Genomic DNA, 23,678 nt, shown 5'->3' with positions numbered 1-23,678 from the left:
CCGCTTAGAATCCTATAGATATAAAAAAGGCCAGCCTAGGCTGACCTTTCAATCAAGATGTCTAACAAGACAAATTAAGCTTTCGCTTCTGCTGCTGCTTTAGCGATAGCTGCAAAGCTTTTCGCGTCAAGAGCTGCACCGCCAACTAGAGCACCATCGATGTCTGGTTGTGCGAAGTATGCTGCTGCATTTTCTGGCTTAACAGAACCGCCGTATTGGATAACAACGTTCTTAGCCACTTCTTCGTTCTTCTGTGCAATGTGAGCACGGATAGAAGCGTGGATGCGCTGTGCATCGTCAGCTGTTGCTGCTTTACCAGTACCGATAGCCCAGATTGGTTCGTAAGCGATGATTGCACCGTTTAGAGCTTCTGCACCTAGTAGGTTGATTACTGCGTCGATTTGACGAGCACAAACAGCTTCAGTTTCGCCAGCTTCGTTTTGAGCATCAGACTCACCGATACAAAGAACCGGAGTTAGGCCGTTTTCTTTTAGGAATGCGAATTTCTTAGCAACAAACTCGTCTGATTCGTTGTGATACTCACGACGCTCAGAGTGACCAATGATGATGTGAGTTGCACCAAATTCTTTAAGCATTGCTGGGGACATGTCGCCAGTGAAAGCACCTTGGTTGTTCACGTCAGTGTTTTGAGCACCTAGGATGATAGCGCTACCAGCATCAGTAAGAGTACGCTCTGCTAGGTCGATGAATAGTGCTGGTGGAGCTACTGCCACGTCAACACCCGTTACGCCTTCTAGCTCTGCATTCAGACCAGTTAGCAAGTCAACAACCATCTCTTTGGTGCCGTTTAGTTTCCAGTTACCCATAACTACAGGATGACGCATAAAAATACTCCCTTCTAAATTAGTAAAAAATATACGTTGTAGGTGAAAGAATATAACAGATAAAAATGTTTATATCATGATACTAATCATTTCTTGAACAAGGATAGCCGCTTAATTAGGGGACTAGTGATCTGGTGGGCAAAAAAGCAGGTCGACCACTCAAAAAGCTTGTGTCTAGTGTATGGTTTAATGTTCCAGGAGGATGTGTCATGCCCAATTTAGTAATGGAATATACCGATTCCTTAGAAGACAGACTCAACACCCAAGGCTTGCTTCAGGATATGCATCAAGCATTGATTGATAGTGGCCTATTTGATCTAAACTCAGTTAAATCAAGAACCCTGCGTTGCCATTCATGGCTCATCGGTGACAGCGAGGATCAACACGACTTTATCCATGTGACGGTTGAGTTGCTTTCAGGAAGAACGCCTGAGCAGAAAAAAGCCTTATCGCAAAGTGTATTTGCAATACTGACAGAGCAAGCGAATTGGGTGGGAAGCGTCACGGTAAATATCAGAGATATGGATAGAGATTGCTTTGCTAAGCACACCACTATTTAGGTCAACAGACCCAAGGAATACCCATGGACTTTAAGTATTTATTACTCTCTTTTGAAGGCCGTATCGGGCGTAAGCAATTTTGGATTTGGAACATCTGCTATTACGTGTTCCTTTCTATGGTAGCCACTGCAATAGCTCAAGTGTCTCCGGGCACTGCTTTATATGCCGTTCCTGTAATGGCGATTATCTTGCTGTATCCCGATTTAGCAGTAACGGCAAAGCGTTGGCATGATCGCAATAAGTCCAATCGGTTTCTGTTGCTGAACGTGCCACTGATTATTGGTCGTTCATTGATTCCTATGTCGGCTCAAATGGAAACAGGGGAAGGTTTCTCACGAGTTCTATCGCTGATTGCTTTGGTATGTGGACTTTGGATATTTGTAGAATGTGGCTTGCTGAAAGGCAGTGACAAAGACAACGACTATGGCGCGCCATTTGAAAACGGTAAGGCATAAAAAAACGCAGCGTTAAGCTGCGTTTTTTTATCAATGGAAGACTTAAAGGATGTGCCCTTTAATCTCTTCATCTTTGCGCTCAAGGTAATGAATCGACTTGATGCGACGGATAGTACGGCAACGGCCTCTGATCAGCAGAGTTTCAGTTGTCGCAATATCACCTTGGCGAGTAATACCTTCTAGAAGGTCGCCTTTAGTGATGCCAGTGGCCGAGAACACAACGTTGTCGCTACGCGCCATATCAGACATCTTAAGGATAACGTTCGCTTCTACGCCCATTTCAGCACAGCGTTTAAGCTCTTCTTCACCGTGAATACGGTTCTCTTCGCTATCGCCTTTAACTTCATGACGAGGAAGTAGGCGACCATGCATGTCACCATCTAGAGCACGAATTACCGCAGCAGAAACAACACCTTCTGGAGCACCACCGATGCAGTACATCATGTCTACTTCGCTATCAGGCATACAGGTTAGGATAGATGCCGCAACATCACCATCTGGCACAGCGAATACACGTACGCCCATAGCTTGCATATCAGCAATAACTTGGTCGTGACGAGGTTTAGCTAGAGTAATAACAGTCAATTCCTGTAATGATTTACCCAGTGCTTTTGCTACCTTGTTTAGGTTCTCTTCTAGCGATACTGCTAGGTCGATTTGACCTTTGGCGCCAGGGCCAACAACCAATTTTTCCATGTACATATCAGGTGCTTTTAGGAAGCTACCTTTTTCGCCCGCCGCTAATACAGCCAATGCATTTGATTGGCCCATTGCGGTCATGCGCGTTCCCTCGATAGGGTCAACAGCGATATCTACTGCGTCACCACCAACACCAACGTTTTCACCGATGTATAGCATAGGTGCGTCATCGATCTCACCTTCACCAATAACGATCTCACCGCTAATTTCTGTTTTGTTCAGTAGGCTACGCATAACTTCAACGGCTGCATTATCTGCTGCGTTTTTGTCTCCGCGTCCAAGCCATTTGTAACCAGCTAGGGCTGCGCCTTCTGTTACACGAGAAAATGCCATCGCCAAATCGCGCTTCATATCGACTCCAATCAAGAGGGTTCAAAAAATCGCCGAGATTCTATCATACCTTCACGGTAACGTTTGCTTAATTTGCTCAACTTTAAGCCGCAACCCAGAGGTTTATTGATTTCGTCCCGCATTTACTCGCTGCAAAAGCGAAAGATTGCTTTGAGAGTGTCAAAATTTGATTAGGATCGCTCTTTTTTTGCTCACTTGAACCAGAATTAAATTATTAGGTGTGTTTATATACATGTGTGTGGGTAGAATGGTTGGGAAGCCAGTCTTTACATATGGATAACGAATTAGGTAGGCCAAGATGTCTTTAGAAGTATTAGAAAAACTAGAAGCCAAAGTGCAAACAGCAGTAGACACAATCACTCTGCTACAAATGGAAGTTGAAGAACTTAAAGAACAAAAGCAACAGCTTGCCAATGAAGCCGAGCAGTTACGCAACGAAAAAGTTGAAACTGAACAACGCGCTCATCAAGTTCAAGCTGAGCATGATGCGTGGCAAGAGCGCATTCGCAGCATGCTAGGCAAAATGGAAGAAGTAGAATAAACCCTACCAAGCCATTGCTAACAAAAAACGCCAGCTAACTAGCTGGCGTTTTTTGTTTCTAGCGAGTCAACCAAGAACGAGGGTTCTGAGTTTGACTGTTACGCCTCAACTCGAAATAGACGGAAGAGCGAGATTGTCCACCGGTATCACCGGCAAGAGCGATGGTTTCACCGGAGGTGACTTTATCGCCTTCTTTCTTGGTCAGTACTTGGTTGTATCCGTATAGGGTCATATCGCCCTTACCATGATCCAACAATAGCACTAAGCCATAACCACGTAAGTAGTCGGCAAATACGACGGTGCCAGGATAAACGGCTTTAACCGGTTGCTCATACTGAGCATTGATTACCATGCCCTTCCAATTGACTTGGCCACTTTGTTTGCTGCCATAGCTGTGTAATACCGAGCCCTTAACTGGCCAAGGAAGACGACCTTTCTGTTTGGCTAATCCATCCATTGGGACTGAGTTACGCTTAGCGGCTTTTGCTATCTCAGCTTTCAGCCTCGCTTCATTGCGTTTTAGTTCATTAAGGTAAGCGCTATCTCCAGCAATGCCACGCTTGATTTTAGCGACGGTTGATTTTCGGCTAGTTTGTGAAGAGCGTTGTTTATTTAACTGATCTGACTGCTGAGCAAGCAGCGTCTCTATTTGTTGCTGTTCGGCAATCAGCTGAAGATTCTTTTGCTCTAGCTTGGCGTTCGTTTGTTGCAGCTCAGTGATGACTTCGGCACGTTGCTTTGCCAAGTGCTGATAATACTGACTAATACGATCTTTATCCTGAGTGCTTTCATGACTCAAGAAGCTCTCGATCTTGGCATTGGTGTGCATCATATAGTACGACTTAACCAGCTTCTGCAACGCAGCAGCTTGAGCTTGAGTCTTTTCTAACAGTTCTTGATGCTGCTGATCATATGCCTTGAGATTGGCTTCGGAGCGTTTTAATGAAGTACGAGTTTGCGCTAGGTTTTTACTCGCGTTGGCAATGGAAAGCTCGTCGCTTTTCAGCTGCTTTTGTAGCTTATCGAGTTCTTTCTGTTGCTGAGAAAGGCTTTTCTGCTGGCGAGTGATTTCTCCCTTTACTCCCTTTAGCTCTTCAGTGCTAGCTGAGGCAGGAGTCGAGACAAATATCGAAGATGATAGACATAACAAAACGCCAGCACACACGGCACTGACGTTTTTTCTATTCAATAGCTTTGGCTTTTGAGGAATTAGATTCATCCTAAATCTTTAATCTTGGCTTTCTTTGCCACAGCATACACCGTGGCAAAGATTTGATAGCAAAGATTATTTCAGATTTACGATAACCTGACCAGACATCTCGGCTGGGATTTCCATATCTGATAGCTTAAGCATAGTTGGCGCTAAGTCAGATAGCTTACCGTTTTCTTTGAACTCTAGGTCTTTACCGCCAACGTAGATAAGAGGAACAGGTAAGTTGGTGTGTGCAGTGTGGATGCCACCTGTTTCAGGGTTCACCATCATTTCTGCGTTACCGTGGTCAGCTGTGATTAGCATTTGACCGTCAACTTCGTTGATTGCATCAACAACGCGACCTAGGCATTCGTCTAGTGCTTCACTTGCTTTAACTGCTGCATCGTATACGCCAGTGTGACCAACCATGTCACAGTTAGGGTAGTTACAAACGATAGCGTCGTATTTACCAGACTTGATAGCAGCAACTAGCTTGTCAGTTAGCTCAGGTGCGCTCATTTCAGGTTGTAGGTCGTAAGTGGCTACTTTAGGAGAAGCCACTAGTTGACGTTCTTCACCATCAAACTCGCTTTCAATACCGCCATTGAAGAAGAAAGTAACGTGTGCGTATTTCTCAGTTTCAGAGATACGTAACTGAGTTTTACCTTCTTTAGATAGCCACTCTCCGTACGTGTTCTCTAGAGACGCTGGTGGGAATGCGCAAAGTAGAGGGATGTCAGCTGCGTATTGAGTCAGCATAACAAAGTCTACAGATGGGAATACGTTGCGTGCAAAGCCATCAAAGTCAGACACGAAGCTACGAGTGATTTCGCGCGCACGGTCAGCACGGTAGTTCATGAAGATAACTGCATCGCCATCAACGATCGCTGCTGATTCTTCAGAGTCAGTTTTAAGTTGAGTTGGTTTAACGAACTCATCGTTTTCGTCACGAGCGTAAGCCGCTTCTAGACCTGCTACAGCGCTGTCAAAAGTGAATTCTGACTTAGCTTCAGTTAGCAATTCGTAAGCTTGTTGAACGCGATCCCAGTTGTTATCACGATCCATTGCGTAGTAGCGACCTACTAGAGAGGCTACGCGGCCTTTACCAAGTTTAGCGAACAGCTCTTGGAAACGTTGTAGAGAACCTTCAGCAGAGCGAGGTGGAGTATCGCGTCCGTCTAGGAAGCAGTGTAGATAGATTTTTTCTGCGCCGCGCTCAGCTGCCATTTCTACTGCTGCGTAGATATGGTCTTCGTGGCTGTGTACGCCACCTGGAGACATAAGACCCATGATGTGAACAGCGTTACCAGACTTGATAGCCTTGTCCATTGCGTTCGCAAGCGTTTCGTTTTGTTGGAACTCTTTGTCTGCAATAGACTTAGTGATACGAGTCAGGTCTTGGTATACAACGCGACCAGCACCGATGTTGGTGTGACCCACTTCAGAGTTACCCATTTGGCCGTCTGGTAGACCAACATCCATGCCTGAAGCAGAGATTAGAGTGTTTGGTTGGTTTGCAATTAGACCGTCAAGGATTGGAGTCTTTGCGTTTGCGATTGCGTTGTCTTGTTTATCTTCGCGGTATCCGTAACCGTCAAGGATCACTAGAGCCATAGGCTTCTTAGCTGACATAGTTTGGCCTCGTTTTAATTTTCAGTAGCTTTAATTAGCGTAATTTTACTACAGAATACCCTAATTGAAGGCGTTTAAGATCAAATTAATTTATCGATCTCGGCTTTGAATTGGGCAGTAAGATTGAAATTTATACAATATGAGTAACTAAATTTCAAAAAAGGTTTGGATTTACGATCATTTAGGTTGCATTCAGGTTTCAATATTAGAACCTTTGAGTGAATAGTGCCGTATTCGTGATCTAGGTTTCCTTTTTAAAAAGCGATCACCTTAGGCTCTTTCTCGCATCCTGCGTCTGTGATGGTATACTGCGCGTTAAAATTTTGGCTTTATGAATTAAAAAAGAGTATCCGACGATGCAAGAAATTTTCGATTTCGTTCAGCAGAACATGATTCTGTCTGTAGTTTGGGCTGGTCTTATCGTGGCCTTAGTGATGAATATCATCAAGTCTTCTACTGCAGGGTATAAAGAAGTTGATACTCAGGCTATGACGCTACTAATCAACCGTGAAAACGGCGTGGTTGTGGATGTTCGTACCAAGGATGAGTTCAAAAAAGGGCATATTACTGACTCAGTTCACATTTTGCCTTCAGAGATCAAAGACGGTTCTTTTGGATCGCTTGAAAACAAGAAAAGCGACCCAATCATTGTTGTATGTAAGACAGGTCAAACTGCTGTCGACAATGCAAACCTGCTAGCGAAAGCTGGCTTTGAAAAAGTTTTCGTGCTGAAACACGGCTTAACTTCTTGGAGCGATGCAAATCTGCCTCTAGTGCGCGCTAAAAAAGAGCCACGCAAGAAAAAGCAGAAAGCGCTGACTGAATAATGTAATGATTGGATGCGATAATTCGTGTCCATCACAGAAATAGACAAATTTTAAGGAATAAAAATAATGACTGATGCAGCAGCAACTCAGGCTCCACAACAGAACTTCACTATCCAACGCATCTTCTTGAAAGACCTTTCTTTCGAAGCACCAAGCTCTCCTTCTATGTTCCAGAAAGAGTGGCAACCGGATGTTAACCTTGACCTAGACACTAAAAGTGCTCAACTAGGTGAAGGCGTATACGAAGTTGTTCTTCGTCTTACTGTGACAGTTAAGAATGCTGACGAAACAGCTTTCCTATGTGAAATTCAACAAGCGGGTATCTTCTCTGCTGAGAAAATGGAGCAAGGCCAACTAGCGCATTGCCTAGGTGCATTCTGCCCTAACATCCTATTCCCATACGCTCGTGAAACTATCTCAAGCCTAGTAGTTAAGGGTACGTTCCCTCAACTGAACCTTGCGCCAGTTAACTTTGACGCATTGTTCATGAACTACCTACAGAGCCAACAGCAGGCAGAGCAACAGCCACAAGCTGACGCTTAATCAAGCGACAAACTCAATCTTCATTGATTGAATTTATCGGCAAATAAAAGTGCACACTGCATCTCATTATCTGATGCGCTGTGCATTTTTTATTTATACTATCTTTCAAGATCAGTAGCCTTTCCAAGATAAAGCTACTAGACCTTCTATAACGCATGAATGGATTGAAATATGGCAGCATCAAATTGTGACCTAAAAGATGTATCAATGACGGTAATTGGTGCAGGTTCTTATGGCACCTCACTTGCGATCTCTCTAGCCCGTAATGGCGCTAAGGTTGTCATCTGGGGTCATGAAAAAGAGCACATGCAGCAGCTTCAATCTGACAGAATGAACAAAGAGTTCCTGCCAGACATTCCTTTTCCTGATTCGTTGATTGTTGAGTGTGACCTTGAGAAAGCGGTCGCAGCGAGCCGCGATATGTTGGTGGTCGTGCCAAGCCATGTGTTTGGTATTGTGCTTGATAGCCTAAAACCGTATCTAAAAGCCGACAGCCGAATTTGCTGGGCAACCAAAGGCCTAGAGCCAGAAACGGGTCGTCTATTAAAAGATGTCGCTCAAGATAAGCTAGGCAATGATTATCCATTAGCTGTGTTGTCTGGCCCTACGTTTGCTAAAGAGCTTGCTATGGGTATGCCAACCGCTATTGCGGTAGCTTCATCTGACCCAAGCTTTGCCACTGAACTTCAAGAGAAGATCCACTGTAGCAAATCATTCCGTGTATACGCCAATGATGACTTCATTGGTATGCAACTGGGCGGAGCGGTGAAAAACGTTATTGCTATCGGCGCGGGTATGTCTGATGGTATTGGTTTTGGTGCTAATGCTCGCACTGCATTGATCACTCGTGGTCTTGCTGAGATGACGCGCCTAGGTGCCGCTCTTGGTGCTAAGCCTGAGACCTTTATGGGGATGGCGGGACTGGGTGATTTGGTTCTGACATGTACCGATAATCAGTCGCGAAATCGTCGTTTTGGACTAGCGTTAGGTAAAGGCCAAGACGTAGATACCGCTCAACAAGAGATTGGTCAGGTTGTAGAGGGCTACCGAAACACTAAAGAAGTGTGGATGCTTGCGGGTCGTGAAGGGGTTGAAATGCCAATTGTCGACCAAATCTATCAGGTGCTTTATCAAGATAAAGATGCCAGAGAAGCGGCTCAAGACCTACTGGCTCGTGACAAGAAAGCAGAACGATAACATTAATTACAAAGGATTTTTTGATGGACAAGTGTGAATCTAATTCGGTGTGGGAATGCATCGTTAAAGAGGCTAGAGAACAAGCTGAACAAGAGCCAATGTTGGCCAGTTTTTATCACGCTACCATCATAAATCACGATAGCTTTGCGGCAGCGCTCAGCTATATTCTCGCCAATAAACTGAAGACAGCATCCATGCCTGCCATGGGTGTTCGAGATGTAATTGAGGAGGCGCTTGCCGCCGATCCTAGCATTACGGATTCAGCGGCTTGCGATATCTGCGCAACGGTAAACCGCGACCCTGCTGTCGCCATGTATTCCGCACCACTGCTGTACTTGAAGGGTTATCATGCACTGCAAGGCTATCGCATTGCCAACTGGCTGTGGAAGCAAGGCAGAAAGGCTCTAGCCACGTATTTGCAGAATCAGATCTCGGTGGCTTGCCAAGTGGATATTCACCCTGCGGCCAAAATTGGTAAAGCCATCATGCTCGATCACGCAACGGGCATCGTTATAGGCGAGACGGCAGTTGTCGATGATGATGTCTCAATTTTGCAGGATGTCACCTTAGGCGGTACGGGTAAAGAAAGCGGCGATCGTCACCCGAAAATTCGTGAAGGGGTAATGATTGGCGCGGGTGCTAAGGTACTGGGTAATATTGAGGTGGGTGAGGGTGCTAAGATTGGCTCGTGCTCGGTGGTACTGCAACCTGTAGCCCCACATACTACTGTGGCGGGCGTGCCAGCAAAAGTGACCGGTAAGCCTAAATCCGATAAGCCTTCAGAAGATATGGACCAAAATTTTAATGGTCGCTCTCAGAGCTTTATTGGTGGTGACGGTATCTAGCTTTCAGCACCACAGCGATACGTTAACAATAAGCTCAGCCTACGGTTGAGCTTATTTCGTTTAGGGTGTCACGACGAAGCATCAGTGCATACAGATATCCGAAAATCCCCCCTAACACATTGCCCAGTGCGACTCCCACAAATAACCCTGTAATACCCAGCCATTGGCTGCCCAGCCAAGCACATGGCAGGGTGAAGACGAACAAGCGTAAGCAACTCCAAACAAACGCTAGCATAGGCTTGTGCATCGCATTTAAGCTACTCACCAGCAACATGATGATCCCTTGAAATCCGTAGCTAATTGGCACGCAGACTAAGTACAGCCACAACAAATGACGCACACTCTCTTCTTGGCTAAATAGACTGGCGAAAGGAACGCTAAGTGGCACCATCATAATGAAGATGAGCAATTGAAATAGGATTGAAAAGCGCATGCACATGAACAGCGCTTTGAAGCTGCGCTCATGATTATTTGCCCCTAGGTTTTGCGCCATAAACGGAATGAGCACAGAGGTAAGAGCCATTAATACGATCAACAGCAATGACTCTATACGTTGTGCCGCGCCATACGCCGCCACTGCAGCGGTGCCATGGCTCGCAAGTATCATCATCAAAATAGCGGCACTTAATGGATTTAGTGCGTTAGACAAAGCAGCAGGAGTGCCGATTTGAAGAATACTTTTCCAATCGCTAAGTAGTTGCGTTGGCTTAGGCTTAGCGAGCAACTTCACGCGAACAACCAGAAAATAAAAAGCGCCTATCAATGCGGCGAGCCAGCTGATGCCACTGGCAATGGCGGCACCTTGGATACCCAACTCAGGGAAGGGACCAATACCAAATATCAGCAAGGGGTCTAATATGCCGTTGACCACGCCAGCGCCAATCATAATCTTGGCAGGAGTCTTAGTATCACCACAGGCCCTAATAGCTGCATTGCCACTCATTGGTATCACCAAAAGTGGCACTGTTAGGTACCAGACAAACATGTATTGATCTATCAATGGCAGCAGTTGAGGCTCTGCACCTAATAGAGTAAATAGTGGGTCTATAGTCTGCAGTCCAATAAATGAAGCAATACTGACAAGGACGATAGCGAGCAATATGCCATGACTGGAAAAGCGAGCAGCTTGCTCAGGTTGGTTTTGACCTAAAAAGCGACCTACGTGAGTCGATAATCCCATGCCAATACCCATAGTGATGCAGTTCATGGCAAAGGTAACGGGAAAGGTGAAGCTGATGGCCGCGAGCGCCTCGGTTCCCAGCAGGGAGATAAAGAAGGTATCAACCAGGTTAAACATCAAGATAGCTACAATACCCAGCACCATAGGTAGCGTCATTTCACGCAAAACCTTGTTGATAGGAGCAGTTAAAAGGCCGTGTTTATCTTGCATGGAAACTCTGTCGTTCTGGTTGGGCGTTAAGAATACATTGTTACAAGACATTCAACCAGAGAAGCAAGATTCTACCTAAGCAAACTAAGTGCACACTTATATGAAGTTTTTGTAAAAAACTCGCCTCCCACCCTTGGGATCATAGGGATTGCCCCCAACATATTCTTCACTAGCCAAGAAACGGCATTTTATCATTCGTTGGAAAAACACATTAGGAGAATCAATCGATGAATATTCGTCCATTACATGATCGAGTTATCGTTGAGCGTCAAGAAGTTGAATCAAAATCTGCTGGCGGCATCGTACTAACTGGTTCTGCTGCTGAGAAATCTACTCGCGGTAAAATCCTAGCTGTCGGTAAGGGTCGCATCCTAGAGAATGGCAGCGTTCAACCTCTAGACGTTCAAGTTGGTGACACAGTGATCTTCGCTGAAGGTTACGGCACTAAGACTGAAAAGATTGATGGCAAAGAAGTGCTTATCATGTCTGAAAACGACATCATGGCGATTGTTGAATAAGTAACCATTATCTGAATCAACAAGTAAAAAATAGAATTTAGAAAGGAATATAAAAATGGCTGCTAAAGACGTTAAATTTGGTAACGACGCACGAATCAAAATGCTAGAAGGTGTCAACGTTCTAGCTGACGCAGTAAAAGTTACGCTAGGCCCTAAAGGCCGTAACGTAGTTCTAGACAAATCTTTTGGTGCACCAACTATCACTAAAGATGGTGTATCTGTTGCTCGTGAAATTGAACTTGAAGACAAGTTCCAAAACATGGGCGCGCAAATGGTTAAAGAAGTAGCATCTCAAGCAAACGATGCTGCGGGTGACGGTACAACCACTGCAACAGTACTGGCTCAATCTATCATCACTGAAGGTCTTAAGGCTGTCGCTGCTGGTATGAACCCAATGGATCTTAAGCGTGGTATCGACAAAGCAGTGATTGCTGCAGTTGAAGAGCTTAAGAACCTATCTCAACCTTGTGCTGATACTAAAGCTATCGCTCAGGTAGGTACTATCTCTGCAAACTCTGATGTGACTGTAGGTAACATCATTGCTGAAGCGATGGAAAAAGTAGGCCGTGATGGTGTTATCACTGTTGAAGAAGGTCAGGCTCTTCAAGACGAGCTAGACGTAGTTGAAGGTATGCAGTTCGATCGCGGTTACCTATCTCCTTACTTCATCAACAACCAAGAAGCGGGTAGCGTAGACCTAGAAAGCCCATTCATTCTTCTTATCGATAAGAAAGTATCAAACATTCGTGAGCTACTTCCAACACTAGAAGCAGTTGCTAAGGCATCTCGTCCTCTACTTATCATTGCTGAAGATGTTGAAGGTGAAGCGCTTGCAACACTTGTTGTAAACAACATGCGTGGCATCGTTAAAGTAGCCGCAGTTAAGGCACCTGGTTTTGGTGACCGTCGTAAAGCTATGCTTCAAGACATCGCTATCCTAACTGGCGGTACTGTGATTTCTGAAGAAATCGGCCTAGATCTAGAGAAAGTAACGCTAGAAGACCTTGGTCAAGCTAAGCGCGTGACTATCACTAAAGAAAACTCAACCATCATCGACGGTGCTGGTGATGAAGTGGCTATCAACGCTCGCGTTGGTCAAATTCGTCAACAAGTAGAAGATGCAACTTCTGACTACGATAAAGAAAAACTTCAAGAGCGTGTTGCTAAGCTAGCAGGCGGTGTTGCAGTAATCAAAGTTGGCGCTGCAACTGAAGTTGAAATGAAAGAGAAGAAAGACCGCGTTGAAGATGCACTTCATGCAACTCGCGCTGCGGTTGAAGAAGGCGTTGTAGCAGGCGGTGGTGTAGCACTTATCCGCGTAGCCTCTAAGCTAACTGAGCTTACTGGTGACAACGAAGAGCAGAACGTAGGTATCCGCGTTGCTCTACGTGCGATGGAATCTCCAATTCGTCAAATCACTAAGAACGCAGGTGACGAAGACTCTGTAGTGGCGAACAACGTTAAAGCAGGCGAAGGTAGCTACGGCTACAACGCAGCCACTGGCGAATACGGCGACATGCTAGCGATGGGTATTCTTGATCCAACGAAAGTAACTCGTAGCGCACTTCAGTTTGCAGCTTCTGTAGCGGGTCTGATGATCACCACTGAAGCTATGGTAACGGATAAGCCACAAGGCGATGCTCCGGCAATGCCTGATATGGGTGGAATGGGCGGCATGCCTGGCATGATGTAATTACATCAAACACCGATAAATAGAAAACGAGAGCTTCGGCTCTCGTTTTTTTTTGCTTTAATTTTGGTCATTTAGGATTTCTTTTCGATTCATACAAAATATTTATGAAAAGGCGTAGTTTAGTGGCGTAGTACTGTTTAATTTTAGGAGTAGAAGCTCAGCGTACAAATCATGATCCTGACGCGGTTTTGTAGATATGCAATCCGTGATACTTACTGCAGTTATTCTTATCTATCTGTTTATAAAGAACTTTTAAAGTATCGATCACACTCTGTAGTTATCGATTGTTTCTACTATGTTGTTCGACCAAATGACGAAGAGTAGTAAGGAGTCGTCTTCGGTCTAATGTTTTTATTAACTAGTGGAAGGGATTATGGAGTTCAAAATAAATACACTGGCGAAGGCAACGATGCCGATGTTAGTGACGTCAATTCTTTTGATGGGGCATGCGCAAACTAACGCCGCTTTTGCTTCAGACTTGTACGTACCATCTGAAGACGAGGTTGTGGTCTATTACAATCGAGGAACTGCCGATGAGGGAGAGTACCAAGATTGGGGTATGCACCTTTGGAATGGCGAAGGCTGTACCAGCACTGATTTAGAGGCAATGGGCATTAACTCAACGGGGACCAGTTGGGATGAACCCTATCTAGCAGACGGCTTTAACCAAACTTATGGCGCTTACTACATTTTTAAAGTCGACATGAATGCTAGCGATCCTCATGAGTGCATGAACTTCATTTTGCATAAGGGCGATGAGAAAGCCTTTGGCAGCGCAAACCACAAAGCACAGTTAACTCAGCTTGATGATAGCCGCAGTATTTTTGGCTTCCACGGATCTAGCCAGCTTTACTATGAGCCTACCGCTGAACGTCCAATTGCCATTGATGGCCAAAAAGCCCACTGGTTAGATAAAGAGACCATTGCTTGGGAGGATGCCGCAAGTGCTTCTCGCGTCGAACTTAGGTTTTCTCCTACCAATGACATTAAATTAGATGAAGAAAGCAACGAGATCACTGGTGGGCAACCTCATGATCTGACCATTACCGGTGACCTTAGCTCTGAACTACAGCAACGCTTTCCTCATTTGAGTGGCATGACAGCAACAGACATTGATGTTGATGATCAAGAGTTGGCTCGTATCCTTAAAAGTCAGATCGTATTAGTCGCTTACGATAGTCAAGATAAAGTCATGGCTGCGACTGAAGTACAAAAAGCGGGTGTGTTAGATGACGTATTCGTAAACGAAGATGCAGGTAATGCCATTTCTGCAGAGCTGGGTGCCATCGTCAATGGCTCAAGAACGGAATTCAAGCTTTGGGCTCCTACGGCGCAAAACGTGACCTTGCATATCTATAATAAGGTCAAAAAGCAGACTAAGCGTGTTCAGTTGGTTGAGAATCCACAAACAGGTGTTTGGGAATCTGAGCGAGTGAATGGTGTTGTCGGTAAGTACTACCGCTATGAGGTTACCGTTTACCATCCAACCACCAAGCAGATTGAAACTGTGATGGTGACCGACCCTTACTCGTTGAGTGTTTCTACTAATTCTACTTATTCTCAAGTCGTTGACCTTAAGAAAGATAAAAAACTGAAACCTAAAGGTTGGGACAACTACGAAAGACCCGAAACTCCTGTTGGAGAGGATGGTCAGTATTTGGATGAGTATCATGTCTTGTATGAATCACACCTAAGAGACTTTAGCTTTAGTGATACACAAGGCAGTCAGCAACTTAATGGCAAATACCTAGCGCTTACAGAAGCTGAACGCGAGTCAGTCAGCCACCTAAAAGAACTGCAAGGTGCTGGCTTAACCACGCTGCATATCTTACCTGCCTTTGATATTGCTACGGTCAATGAAGCTGAAACTGTAGATATCAACGATACGGTAGGAGAGCTTTGTACGGTAAGACCGAGCGCAGTAGTGTGTGGTACAGAAGACTCATCTCAAACCCTTGAAAGCGTGTTGCAAGGCTATGATCCTACAACGGGCCAGGCGCAGTTATTAATGAATGACTTGCGTGATCTAGACAGCTTTAACTGGGGTTATGACCCATTCCACTACACAGTGCCAGAAGGTAGCTACGCAACTAATGCTGAAGGCACGGCACGAATCGTTGAGTTCCGTGAGATGGTGAAAGCGACTCATGAGATGGACCTTAAGCTTATTATGGATGTGGTCTACAACCACACCAATGCTTCAGGAACCAATGAAAAATCAGTGCTGGATAAGATTGTTCCTGGATATTACCACCGTCTAAATGTAAACACCGGTGGCGTAGAAACCTCTACCTGTTGTGACAATACGGCTACTGAAAACCGCATGATGGGTAAGCTAATGATTGACTCATTAGTGACGTGGGCTGAAGACTATAACGTTGACGGCTTCCGTTTTGATTTGATGGGACATCAGCCAAAAGAGCTTATGGTTGAAGCGCTAGAAGAGGTACGTAAGGTTCGTCCTGATATCTTATTCTACGGCGAGGGCTGGGACTTTGGTGAAGTATCCAATAACGCTCGCTTTACTCAGGCAACGCAATTGAACATGGCGGGGACACAAATCGGTACCTTCTCTGATCGCCTGCGTGATGCGGTACGTGGTGGTAGCCCATTTGATGGCGATGGTACAGGTCTGCGTAAGAACCAAGGCTTTGCCAATGCGGCTTATCCAAATGAGCGTCGCGATATGAGTGAAGAAGAAACCAACAACCTACTGCACAATCAAGACCTTGTGCGCTTGGGGATGGCGGGTAACTTAGCAGACTACGTTATGGTTGATTACACTGGCGCTACCAAGAACGGCAAAGGTATTGATTACAACGGCGCACCTGCAGGCTATACAGAGTACCCTTCAGAGAACATCTCGTACGTTTCTAAGCATGATAACCAAACCTTCTGGGACAACAATGCTTATAAAACGGCGACGGGAATCAACTCAGACGAACGTGCTCGTATGCAAACAGTGGGTATCTCTACTGTGATGATGGGGCAAGGTATTCCATTTATCCATATGGGCTCTGAGCTGCTGCGTTCTAAGTCAATGCAGCGAGACTCTTATGACTCTGGCGATTGGTTTAACCGAGTGAAGTTTGATGGCTCTGATAACAACTGGAATGTAGGTCTACCTCGTGAAGACAAAGATGGTGCTAACTGGGCATTAATCTCTGACATCATTGCAGACACAACTAACGAACCTGATACTCAAGACATTGAATTGGCCAAACAGCAATTTCTTGAATTGTTGAAGATTCGCAGTTCAAGTGACTTGTTCCGTCTTAACTCGAAACAAGAAGTCATGAAGCGCGTCGATTTCCGCAATGTGGGTGAAGAACAAACACAAGGTCTCATCATTATGTCTATTGATGATGGCTTCTATGCGGGTAAAGACCTTGATCCTAACCTTGATGCAGTGGTTGTGATGATCAATGCGACAGCGGAAGAACAAAGCTTCGAGATTGATAATGCCACTGGCTTCCAGCTGCATGAGGTTCAAGCTAACTCTGCGGACTACATCGTACGAGATGCCTCTTTCTCGGAAGGGACTTTCTCTGTACCTGCACTGACAACCGCTGTGTTTGTTCAGCCTCAGTATGGCGCGCAAGGTGCGGGCTTACCCATCGCTGAGAAAGATCAAGACCTACCACCCTTTGGCGCATCAACCGTTTACATCGCGGGTGCCTTTGGCGAAGCGGTATGGGATCCTGCTGGTATCGAAGCACCTTATGCGACAGCTGGTGTATACAGTGTAAAACTAGGGTTGAGTGCAGATACTGGCTACAAGTTCACTCTTGGAGATTGGAACAGTGCAATGGGCTGTGACGGTCAAGACTGTCCATCTAACTTTACTGAGATTGGTATGTATGAGTTTGCACTAGATGCGAACGATACGGCGAATCCAGTTGTTCTCGATGCAAGACTGGTCGAGTCTTATGCGGGTAAAGAGTGGTACATTCCTGGCTCAATCTCTGGTGATTGGGACCATTCAGAGGAACGTAAGATGACCTTTGGTGAGCAAGATGGTCTAGTGCTGTTCACTACCGGAGAGCTTACTGCAGGGGAGGCCTATCAGTTCAAATTGACTTGCGGTGACTGGGGGCAGTGTGAGCATGGATTTGCCGATGTGTCTGCTGATGCGGATTCTTTGCCAATCTTTGAGATGGGAGGCAATGTTGCATTTACTCCAGAGGCAACAGGCTCTTATCAAGTCGCGTTCGACTTCTTGCAGAAAAAGGTAATGATTAGCCAGCTATAACGCAAAGTATCGGCTTTTCTTGTAGAGCGTCACTCTTTTGAGTGGCGCTTTTTTTATATCTAAGCGTGGGCTAGTCATCCGCTTATTTTTCTTGCACACTGTTTTTATTCAGGCAGTTAGGGACGAATGATGCGCATAGATAAACTGAAACACAAACATGGCATGGCTGAGCTATCTGTATCAGATTGGCACATAGAGCAGGGGCAACACTGGGGGATATTCTCTTCACAAAGTCAGTGTTCGGCCTTGATTGTTCAGCTGCTTAGCGGCGAACTACAGCCCACTTCTGGCAGTATTTCCAATGTCCCACAGCCCATTGCCTGCGTCTCTTTGTTACATCAGCAACGCCTGCTTGAAGAAGAGATAGCCAAAGATGAAACCGACTTTCAAGACAGCATCGATTATGGAACAGCAGTAGAACAGCTTATTCTTGAGATGGGCTGCTCTCAAACTGAGCTGGAAGAGATTATACAAAAGACCGATCTTGGCTCACTGCGTCAACGTCAGTTCCGTCAGTTGTCGACCGGTGAAACCAGACGTGTGATGCTCGCAAGAGCGCTAGTGACTAAGCCGCAACTTCTGATATTGGATGAACCCTATTCAGGTTTGGATATTGAGCATCGGCTCGCGTTGAGTCAATTACTCAATGAGTGTGCGAAGCAGATGCAATTGATTGTTATCACTTCTCGTGAAGATGAATTACCCGAATGTATTACCCATGTAGCGCTATTTGATCACCAATCCCTAACTCAAACGATGACCCTAGACGATTGGCATAACCATCCGATAAAACAGCACATAAAGAAGCTCTCACTGCAGAAGAGCGGAGGGGTGTATGAGTTGATGGAGTCATATCACCAGCAGCAGTCATTACCAGATCCATTAGTGGACATGAAAAACGTTAAGGTAGAGTACCTTGATGGCCTTATTTTTAAAGACTTCACTTGGCAGGCTAAGGTAGGTCAGCATTGGCAAATACGGGGTCCTAATGGATGCGGAAAGAGTACCTTGCTGGGATTGATCATGGGAGACCACCCTCAATGCTACAGCAACGACATCACTGTGTTAGGGATGAAGCGAGGCTCAGGTGAGAGTATTTGGGATATAAAGAAACAAATCGGTATTGTCTCGTCGGCGCTGCATTTGCAGTATCGAGTTAATTGTAGCGCTCTCGATGTTCTGCTTTCTGGTTTCTTTGACAGTATTGGCCTGTATGAGCAGCCGAGTAAAAAGCAGATACAAGTCGCCCAGCAGTGGCTCAAAGTATTAGAGATGAGTGAGTTTGAGAAAATCGGTTTTAAGAGCCTAGATTATGGGCAACAACGTTTACTCTTGATCGGTCGAGCCTTGATAAAACAACCGGCATTATTAGTACTCGATGAGCCCTATCAAGGCCTCGACTACATCAATCGAAAGCTAGTTTTGTTTGTGTTGAACAGAATCGCGAAAACAAACCTGAGTCAGTTATTGTATGTGACTCATTATGCTGAAGATGCATTAGAGGCCATTGAGCACTTCATTGATTTTGAACCTCAGGCAGAAGGTCATCGATTGGTCATTAGTTAGGGCATTGAAGCTGATAAATGTGTGCTCTAGGTCAAACTTTACTGGCTATTTTTCCCGCAAACGAGTACCTTTGCGCGGTTAAATATTTAATGCATAAGGGCCTGCTTTGATTTCCACAGCTAATATCACTCAACAATTTGGTGCTAAGCCACTATTTGAAAACATCTCGGTTAAATTTGGCGAAGGTAATCGCTATGGTCTGATCGGAGCAAATGGTTGTGGTAAGTCCACGTTCATGAAGATCTTAAGCGGTGAGCTTGAGCCTTCTGGTGGTAACGTTAGTTACGATCCGAACGAGCGTGTAGCAAAGCTAAATCAGAACCAGTTTGCTTATGAAGAATTTACTGTAATCGATACAGTGATCATGGGCTACAAAGAACTGTGGGCAGTTAAGCAAGAGCGTGACCGCATCTACTCATTGGCTGAAATGAGCGAAGAAGATGGCATGAAAGTGGCCGACCTAGAGGTTGAGTTCGCGGAAATGGACGGTTACATGGCGGAAGCCAAAGCGGGTGAATTGTTGCTTGCGGTAGGCATCCCTGAAGAGCAACACTTCGGCCTGATGAGCGAAGTTGCTCCAGGTTGGAAACTGCGTGTGCTTCTTGCTCAGGTACTTTTCGCTGACCCGCATATCATGCTTCTTGATGAGCCAACCAACAACTTGGATATGGACACTATCCGTTGGTTGGAAGAGACGCTAAATCAGCGTAACTGCACTATGATCATCATCTCGCACGACCGTCATTTCTTAAACTCTGTATGTACCCATATGGCTGATCTGGATTACGGCGAAATGCGCCTTTACCCAGGCAACTACGATGAGTACATGACGGCGGCTACACAAGCACGTGAGCGTCTGTTATCTGACAACGCGAAGAAGAAAGCGCAAATTGCTGAGCTTCAAACCTTCGTATCTCGCTTCTCTGCTAACGCATCTAAAGCAAAGCAGGCGACCTCTCGCGCTAAACAAATCGATAAGATTGAACTGGATGAAGTGAAAGCTTCTAGCCGTCAAAGCCCATTCATTCGTTTTGAGCAATCTAAAGAGCTATTCCGCAATGCTTTGGTTCTCGAGAACCTGACTCAAGGCTTTGAAGAAGACCTGTACAACAACTTTAACGCTATCTTTGAAGTAGGCGAGCGCGTTGCAATCATCGGTGAGAACGGCGTGGGTAAAACCACACTATTGAATACTCTAGCGGGTGCAATCGCTCCACGCTCTGGTGAGTACAAATGGTCTGAGAACTCGAACATTGGCTACTACGCGCAAGACCATGCCCATGACTTTGAAGAAGACCTTAAAGTATTCGATTGGATGGCACAGTGGCGTCAAGAGGGCGACGATGAGCAGGTAGTACGTAGCTTCCTTGGTCGTATGCTGTTTGGTCAAGACGACATTAAGAAGTCAGTTAAAGTACTTTCTGGTGGTGAACAAGGTCGTATGCTTCTGGGCAAGATCATGATGCATAAGCCAAACATTCTACTTATGGATGAACCAACCAACCACATGGATATGGAGTCAATCGAGTCATTGAACTTGGCGCTTGAGAACTACAAAGGCACCTTGTTCTTCGTTTCTCATGACCGTGTATTTGTAGATTCTTTGGCAACGCGTATCCTTGAGATAAAAGACGGTAAGATCAACGACTTCCGTGGTACTTATGCTGAGTTCTTAAAAGCTCGCGACAAATAAAGCCAACTGATTCTCTATATTTAATGAGCCTCTGCAGAAATGCAGGGGCTTTTTTTTAACATAATGATAAGTATACAAAATATCTATGGTTTGCTTGCTGTTTACCCTTTATGTCTTATGCTTATCGAAGTAGCACCTTTCGGCGACTCGACGCCATGGTGTATGTCGGAAAAAATAAGAGATGGATTTTATAATGAAAAAACTATTATCAGTATTAGCAGTGGCAGCAGCAGTGGCATCTCCAGTGGCACTCGCTGAAAGTTCTCCAGTGATGTTTTCTTCACTCAATGGCTTCAATGCACCAGCCTCAAATGCAGTGGGTGGTGTTCGTTTGGCTGTATTGCACGGTAAAGTTCAGCAGGTTAAGGGGGTGGACTTCTCTTTAGTGGGTATGTCTGAAACAGATACTACAGTAGGTTTAAATTTTGGATTGTTCTTTGGTGCGTCCAAGGTAAATCAACAAATGAGTGGTGTCTCTCTGGGTATATTTAACTGGAATACCGGCAACGCAACAGGCATCAACGCAGGTACTGTGAATGTCATCAATGATGTGAAAGGTTTGAACTTAGCAGCTGTGAACTATGCAACAGGACACACGGTTGCTGATGTTGCATTTGCAAGTGTTTCAGAAAGCTCAAACTTCCAGTTAGGCTTCTTCAATATGACTGAGAAGATTGATGGTGTGCAGATTGGTATTATTAACTGTGCGAGCAATGGCTTCTTGAAGTGTTTCCCAATCGTTAACTTCGCGAAGTAGTTGCAATGACACTAAAGGCCCTGATGGATGAGCTTCATCAGGGCTTTTTTGATCACTCAAGATGCAGATCAAGAGGGGTCTTGCTGTCTCTACCGCCAATCTCTCGGGTCAGTGACGGCACAAGATAGCCAGAGACCTCTTTCATTAAGCCTGCCATCAATGCTTTTGCTTTCTCATCACTAATGTAAAAGTGTGCTGCGCCCTGTACCTTGTCCAGTACATGCATATAGTAGGGCAGAATACCGACCCCAAAGAGTTGCTCGCTCAGGCTCTTCAGTATCGATACATCATCATTGACCCCTTTTAGCATGACCCCTTGATTAAGAAGAGTGACATTGCTCTGTTTCAACTTGGACATAGCAGTAGCAAACTCAGAGTTGATCTCATTGGGGTGATTAAGGTGAGTCACCAATACCGTGTTGAGTCGAGTTTCTTTGAGCATTGCGCACAATGCTTCTGTGATTCGGCTGGGAATCACAACAGGCAAGCGTGAATGAATACGCAGAGTGCGAATATGCCCTATCTTCTCTATCTCTTGCACAAGCCACTCTAGCTCGTGGTCTTTAGCCATTAATGGATCACCACCGGATAAGATTACTTCATTGATCTCAGGATGTTGCGCTATGTAGTCGAGGTTCTGTTGCCAGACCGACTTAGAGCCCTTGTTGTCAGAGTAGGGGAAGTGTCGGCGAAAGCAGTAGCGACAGTTGATAGCGCAACTTCCCTTTAGAATAAGTAACACTCGATTCTTGTATTTGTGCAGCAAACTTGGCTGCTGATTATCCTGTTCTTCGAGTGGATCTGTGGTAAACCCATCCACCTGTGCAAACTCTTCAACAACAGGTAAAACTTGCTGCAAAAGAGGGTCATTGGGATTGCCTTTTTCCATTCTCTCGACAAAGCTTAGAGGCACTCGCTGGGCAAAAAGTTTGCGCGCTGCGAAACCATCAGCATAATGTTGGGGGTCAATTGCTAGCATTGAGAGCAGTTCAGCTGGATCTGAGATCCCATTCGCCAGTTGTTGTAACCAGTTTTGTTCAACAGATAAGGCTTTTTGGGTTATTATATGCGGCATTAAAACTTACTCTAAGAATCTAAAGAGGAAAAAATGGCTACTGTAAGTACCAATGAATTCAAGGGCGGTTTAAAGTTCATGCTCGATAACGAGCCATGCACTATCCTAGAAAACGAATACGTTAAGCCTGGTAAAGGCCAAGCCTTCAACCGTGTTAAAGTTCGTAAACTACTGTCTGGCAAAGTTCTAGAAAAGACATTTAAGTCTGGTGAAAACGTAGAACTGGCTGACGTTCTGGATATCGACCTAGATTATCTATATTCGGACGGTGAATTCTACCACTTTATGAACAATGAGACATTCGAGCAAATCGCTGCTGACGTGAAAGCCGTGGGCGAGAATGCTAAGTGGTTGGTTGAGAACAACACTTGTATGATCACTTTGTGGAACGGTAACCCTATCGTTGTTACTCCACCAAACTTTGTAGAGCTAGAAGTTGTTGAAACTGATCCTGGCCTAAAAGGTGATACTCAAGGTACTGGTGGTAAACCAGCTACATTGACTACAGGTGCTGTAGTTCGTGTGCCTCTATTCATCCAAATTGGTGAAGTAGTTAAGTGTGATACACGCTCTGGCGAATACGTTGGACGTGTAAAGTAATCACTGATTACAAAGCATAAAAAAGGCCGCTAGTTCATAGAACAGCGGCCTTTTGTTTATCTAGTGGTTATCTAGGGTTTTCTTAAATCATGAATACAAACACGATAGCCAGACCACTTAGGAAGGCTGCAGTGAAGTAAACGGCAACCTTGCCAGCAACACCCGTGTGTAGCTTAAGGTCGTGCATTCCATGATGTAGACGGTGCATTGCATGCCACATAGGGAGCGCAATAGTACCAATCACGAATAGGCCGCCAATAATCGAGGTTACAAAGCTAGAGACTCGCTCATAACTCATTGCTTCAGCATCAATAATGCCTAGTGGTACTAAGATGCCCAGAACAAATACGGTTACTGGAGTGATCATGGCAAACCATGAGCCGCCGGCACCAAACAGTCCCCACCATACGGGTTCGTCTGAACGTTTAGGGTTTCGATTAATCACAT

Annotated in this window: 21 protein-coding genes; 14 read left to right on the top strand and 7 right to left on the bottom strand. The window is 45.2% G+C overall.

Translation table 11 applies throughout. The annotated features are described in order from the left end of the window. Positions 1 to 74 precede the first annotated feature (74 nt). Positions 75 to 845: a triose-phosphate isomerase gene (gene tpiA, locus A6E01_RS12120; protein WP_017027324.1), complete on the bottom strand. Its 771-nt coding sequence runs from the start codon at positions 843 to 845 to the stop codon at positions 75 to 77. 209 nt (positions 846 to 1,054) lie between these two features. Here tpiA and A6E01_RS12115 point away from each other — a divergent pair, with 209 nt between their 5' ends. After that, on the top strand, positions 1,055 to 1,405 hold the full coding sequence (locus tag A6E01_RS12115; RefSeq protein WP_026026071.1) for a 5-carboxymethyl-2-hydroxymuconate Delta-isomerase: 351 nt from the start codon (positions 1,055 to 1,057) through the stop codon (positions 1,403 to 1,405). Between the two features lie 23 nt (positions 1,406 to 1,428). Continuing rightward, on the top strand, positions 1,429 to 1,860 hold the full coding sequence (locus tag A6E01_RS12110) for a DUF805 domain-containing protein (protein WP_065210287.1): 432 nt from the start codon (positions 1,429 to 1,431) through the stop codon (positions 1,858 to 1,860). 42 nt (positions 1,861 to 1,902) lie between these two features. Here A6E01_RS12110 and glpX read toward each other — a convergent pair whose 3' ends face one another. Continuing rightward, positions 1,903 to 2,910, bottom strand: a complete 1,008-nt coding sequence (glpX, locus tag A6E01_RS12105; protein ID WP_065210286.1) for a class II fructose-bisphosphatase — start codon at positions 2,908 to 2,910, stop codon at positions 1,903 to 1,905. Positions 2,911 to 3,208: 298 nt separating this feature from the next. Here glpX and zapB point away from each other — a divergent pair, with 298 nt between their 5' ends. Then, positions 3,209 to 3,451, top strand: a complete 243-nt coding sequence (zapB, locus tag A6E01_RS12100) for a cell division protein ZapB (RefSeq protein WP_017027328.1) — start codon at positions 3,209 to 3,211, stop codon at positions 3,449 to 3,451. Positions 3,452 to 3,509: 58 nt separating this feature from the next. Here zapB and A6E01_RS12095 read toward each other — a convergent pair whose 3' ends face one another. Both A6E01_RS12095 and gpmM read right to left on the bottom strand, forming a co-directional pair. Next, entirely contained in the window at positions 3,510 to 4,670 is a 1,161-nt protein-coding gene (locus A6E01_RS12095) for a murein hydrolase activator EnvC family protein (protein ID WP_017027329.1), read from the bottom strand. A 66-nt stretch (positions 4,671 to 4,736) separates the two neighbouring features. Continuing rightward, the gene (gene gpmM / locus A6E01_RS12090; RefSeq protein WP_017027330.1) at positions 4,737 to 6,275 is read right to left on the bottom strand and encodes a 2,3-bisphosphoglycerate-independent phosphoglycerate mutase; all 1,539 of its coding nucleotides are present in this window, start codon (positions 6,273 to 6,275) and stop codon (positions 4,737 to 4,739) included. 356 nt (positions 6,276 to 6,631) lie between these two features. Between gpmM and A6E01_RS12085 the strand changes: the two genes are divergently transcribed. The 4 genes from A6E01_RS12085 to cysE all read left to right on the top strand — a co-directional run bounded on the left by A6E01_RS12085 (position 6,632) and on the right by cysE (position 9,687). Beyond that, complete coding sequence (locus A6E01_RS12085) at positions 6,632 to 7,102, top strand: rhodanese-like domain-containing protein (RefSeq protein WP_017027331.1); 471 nt, start codon at positions 6,632 to 6,634, stop codon at positions 7,100 to 7,102. Positions 7,103 to 7,168: 66 nt separating this feature from the next. After that, a complete protein-coding gene (gene secB / locus A6E01_RS12080) occupies positions 7,169 to 7,645 on the top strand; it encodes a protein-export chaperone SecB (RefSeq protein WP_017027332.1) in 477 nt (158 codons plus the stop codon). 171 nt (positions 7,646 to 7,816) lie between these two features. Continuing rightward, positions 7,817 to 8,842: an NAD(P)H-dependent glycerol-3-phosphate dehydrogenase gene (gene gpsA / locus A6E01_RS12075; protein WP_017027333.1), complete on the top strand. Its 1,026-nt coding sequence runs from the start codon at positions 7,817 to 7,819 to the stop codon at positions 8,840 to 8,842. Between the two features lie 23 nt (positions 8,843 to 8,865). Beyond that, on the top strand, positions 8,866 to 9,687 hold the full coding sequence (cysE, locus tag A6E01_RS12070) for a serine O-acetyltransferase (protein ID WP_017027334.1): 822 nt from the start codon (positions 8,866 to 8,868) through the stop codon (positions 9,685 to 9,687). Between the two features lie 34 nt (positions 9,688 to 9,721). On the opposite strand, the gene A6E01_RS12065 is transcribed toward cysE, so the two are convergent. Beyond that, positions 9,722 to 11,077 (bottom strand): MATE family efflux transporter, encoded by a 1,356-nt coding sequence (locus tag A6E01_RS12065; RefSeq protein WP_065210285.1) that lies wholly within the window; start codon positions 11,075 to 11,077, stop codon positions 9,722 to 9,724. A gap of 227 nt (positions 11,078 to 11,304) precedes the next feature. Between A6E01_RS12065 and A6E01_RS12060 the strand changes: the two genes are divergently transcribed. From A6E01_RS12060 to A6E01_RS12035, 6 genes are all read left to right on the top strand, one after another. Then, complete coding sequence (locus tag A6E01_RS12060) at positions 11,305 to 11,595, top strand: co-chaperone GroES (protein ID WP_017027336.1); 291 nt, start codon at positions 11,305 to 11,307, stop codon at positions 11,593 to 11,595. Positions 11,596 to 11,650: 55 nt separating this feature from the next. Further along, positions 11,651 to 13,288: a chaperonin GroEL gene (groL, locus tag A6E01_RS12055; RefSeq protein WP_065210284.1), complete on the top strand. Its 1,638-nt coding sequence runs from the start codon at positions 11,651 to 11,653 to the stop codon at positions 13,286 to 13,288. 373 nt (positions 13,289 to 13,661) lie between these two features. Continuing rightward, positions 13,662 to 17,540, top strand: a complete 3,879-nt coding sequence (pulA, locus tag A6E01_RS12050) for a pullulanase-type alpha-1,6-glucosidase (protein WP_017027338.1) — start codon at positions 13,662 to 13,664, stop codon at positions 17,538 to 17,540. Positions 17,541 to 17,669: 129 nt separating this feature from the next. After that, positions 17,670 to 19,106, top strand: coding sequence for an ATP-binding cassette domain-containing protein (locus A6E01_RS12045; protein ID WP_065210283.1), 1,437 nt, complete (start codon positions 17,670 to 17,672; stop codon positions 19,104 to 19,106). 106 nt (positions 19,107 to 19,212) lie between these two features. Further along, positions 19,213 to 20,799 carry an ABC-F family ATPase gene (locus A6E01_RS12040; RefSeq protein WP_017027340.1) on the top strand — a complete coding sequence of 529 codons (1,587 nt, stop codon included), beginning with the start codon at positions 19,213 to 19,215 and terminating at the stop codon, positions 20,797 to 20,799. Between the two features lie 193 nt (positions 20,800 to 20,992). Continuing rightward, a complete protein-coding gene (locus A6E01_RS12035) occupies positions 20,993 to 21,556 on the top strand; it encodes a VC2662 family protein (protein ID WP_017027341.1) in 564 nt (187 codons plus the stop codon). A 52-nt stretch (positions 21,557 to 21,608) separates the two neighbouring features. On the opposite strand, the gene epmB is transcribed toward A6E01_RS12035, so the two are convergent. After that, positions 21,609 to 22,631: an EF-P beta-lysylation protein EpmB gene (gene epmB, locus A6E01_RS12030; protein WP_017242813.1), complete on the bottom strand. Its 1,023-nt coding sequence runs from the start codon at positions 22,629 to 22,631 to the stop codon at positions 21,609 to 21,611. A 33-nt stretch (positions 22,632 to 22,664) separates the two neighbouring features. Between epmB and efp the strand changes: the two genes are divergently transcribed. Next, positions 22,665 to 23,231, top strand: coding sequence for an elongation factor P (gene efp, locus A6E01_RS12025; protein ID WP_017027343.1), 567 nt, complete (start codon positions 22,665 to 22,667; stop codon positions 23,229 to 23,231). Positions 23,232 to 23,313: 82 nt separating this feature from the next. Here efp and frdD read toward each other — a convergent pair whose 3' ends face one another. Next, positions 23,314 to 23,676 carry a fumarate reductase subunit FrdD gene (gene frdD / locus A6E01_RS12020; protein WP_017027344.1) on the bottom strand — a complete coding sequence of 121 codons (363 nt, stop codon included), beginning with the start codon at positions 23,674 to 23,676 and terminating at the stop codon, positions 23,314 to 23,316. Positions 23,677 to 23,678: the final 2 nt, after the last annotated feature.

The organism is Vibrio breoganii, assembly GCF_001677275.1.
In the GTDB taxonomy this organism is placed as follows: domain Bacteria; phylum Pseudomonadota; class Gammaproteobacteria; order Enterobacterales; family Vibrionaceae; genus Vibrio; species Vibrio breoganii.
This window is presented reverse-complemented; position numbering and strand designations above follow the sequence as displayed.

What these genes read in the sequence shown, in the direction of transcription:
- A6E01_RS12115 (WP_026026071.1), top strand. Translation starts at nt 1,055, where the DNA reads ATGCCCAATTTAGTAATGGAATATACCGATTCCTTAGAAGACAGACTC.
- zapB (WP_017027328.1), top strand. Translation starts at nt 3,209, where the DNA reads ATGTCTTTAGAAGTATTAGAAAAACTAGAAGCCAAAGTGCAAACAGCA.
- A6E01_RS12060 (WP_017027336.1), top strand. Translation starts at nt 11,305, where the DNA reads ATGAATATTCGTCCATTACATGATCGAGTTATCGTTGAGCGTCAAGAA.
- glpX (WP_065210286.1), bottom strand. Translation starts at nt 2,910, where the DNA reads ATGAAGCGCGATTTGGCGATGGCATTTTCTCGTGTAACAGAAGGCGCA.
- A6E01_RS12065 (WP_065210285.1), bottom strand. Translation starts at nt 11,077, where the DNA reads ATGCAAGATAAACACGGCCTTTTAACTGCTCCTATCAACAAGGTTTTG.
- epmB (WP_017242813.1), bottom strand. Translation starts at nt 22,631, where the DNA reads ATGCCGCATATAATAACCCAAAAAGCCTTATCTGTTGAACAAAACTGG.
- efp (WP_017027343.1), top strand. Translation starts at nt 22,665, where the DNA reads ATGGCTACTGTAAGTACCAATGAATTCAAGGGCGGTTTAAAGTTCATG.
- A6E01_RS12095 (WP_017027329.1), bottom strand. Translation starts at nt 4,670, where the DNA reads ATGAATCTAATTCCTCAAAAGCCAAAGCTATTGAATAGAAAAAACGTC.
- gpmM (WP_017027330.1), bottom strand. Translation starts at nt 6,275, where the DNA reads ATGTCAGCTAAGAAGCCTATGGCTCTAGTGATCCTTGACGGTTACGGA.
- pulA (WP_017027338.1), top strand. Translation starts at nt 13,662, where the DNA reads ATGGAGTTCAAAATAAATACACTGGCGAAGGCAACGATGCCGATGTTA.
- A6E01_RS12045 (WP_065210283.1), top strand. Translation starts at nt 17,670, where the DNA reads ATGCGCATAGATAAACTGAAACACAAACATGGCATGGCTGAGCTATCT.
- A6E01_RS12085 (WP_017027331.1), top strand. Translation starts at nt 6,632, where the DNA reads ATGCAAGAAATTTTCGATTTCGTTCAGCAGAACATGATTCTGTCTGTA.
- A6E01_RS12035 (WP_017027341.1), top strand. Translation starts at nt 20,993, where the DNA reads ATGAAAAAACTATTATCAGTATTAGCAGTGGCAGCAGCAGTGGCATCT.
- tpiA (WP_017027324.1), bottom strand. Translation starts at nt 845, where the DNA reads ATGCGTCATCCTGTAGTTATGGGTAACTGGAAACTAAACGGCACCAAA.
- cysE (WP_017027334.1), top strand. Translation starts at nt 8,866, where the DNA reads ATGGACAAGTGTGAATCTAATTCGGTGTGGGAATGCATCGTTAAAGAG.
- gpsA (WP_017027333.1), top strand. Translation starts at nt 7,817, where the DNA reads ATGGCAGCATCAAATTGTGACCTAAAAGATGTATCAATGACGGTAATT.
- groL (WP_065210284.1), top strand. Translation starts at nt 11,651, where the DNA reads ATGGCTGCTAAAGACGTTAAATTTGGTAACGACGCACGAATCAAAATG.
- A6E01_RS12110 (WP_065210287.1), top strand. Translation starts at nt 1,429, where the DNA reads ATGGACTTTAAGTATTTATTACTCTCTTTTGAAGGCCGTATCGGGCGT.
- secB (WP_017027332.1), top strand. Translation starts at nt 7,169, where the DNA reads ATGACTGATGCAGCAGCAACTCAGGCTCCACAACAGAACTTCACTATC.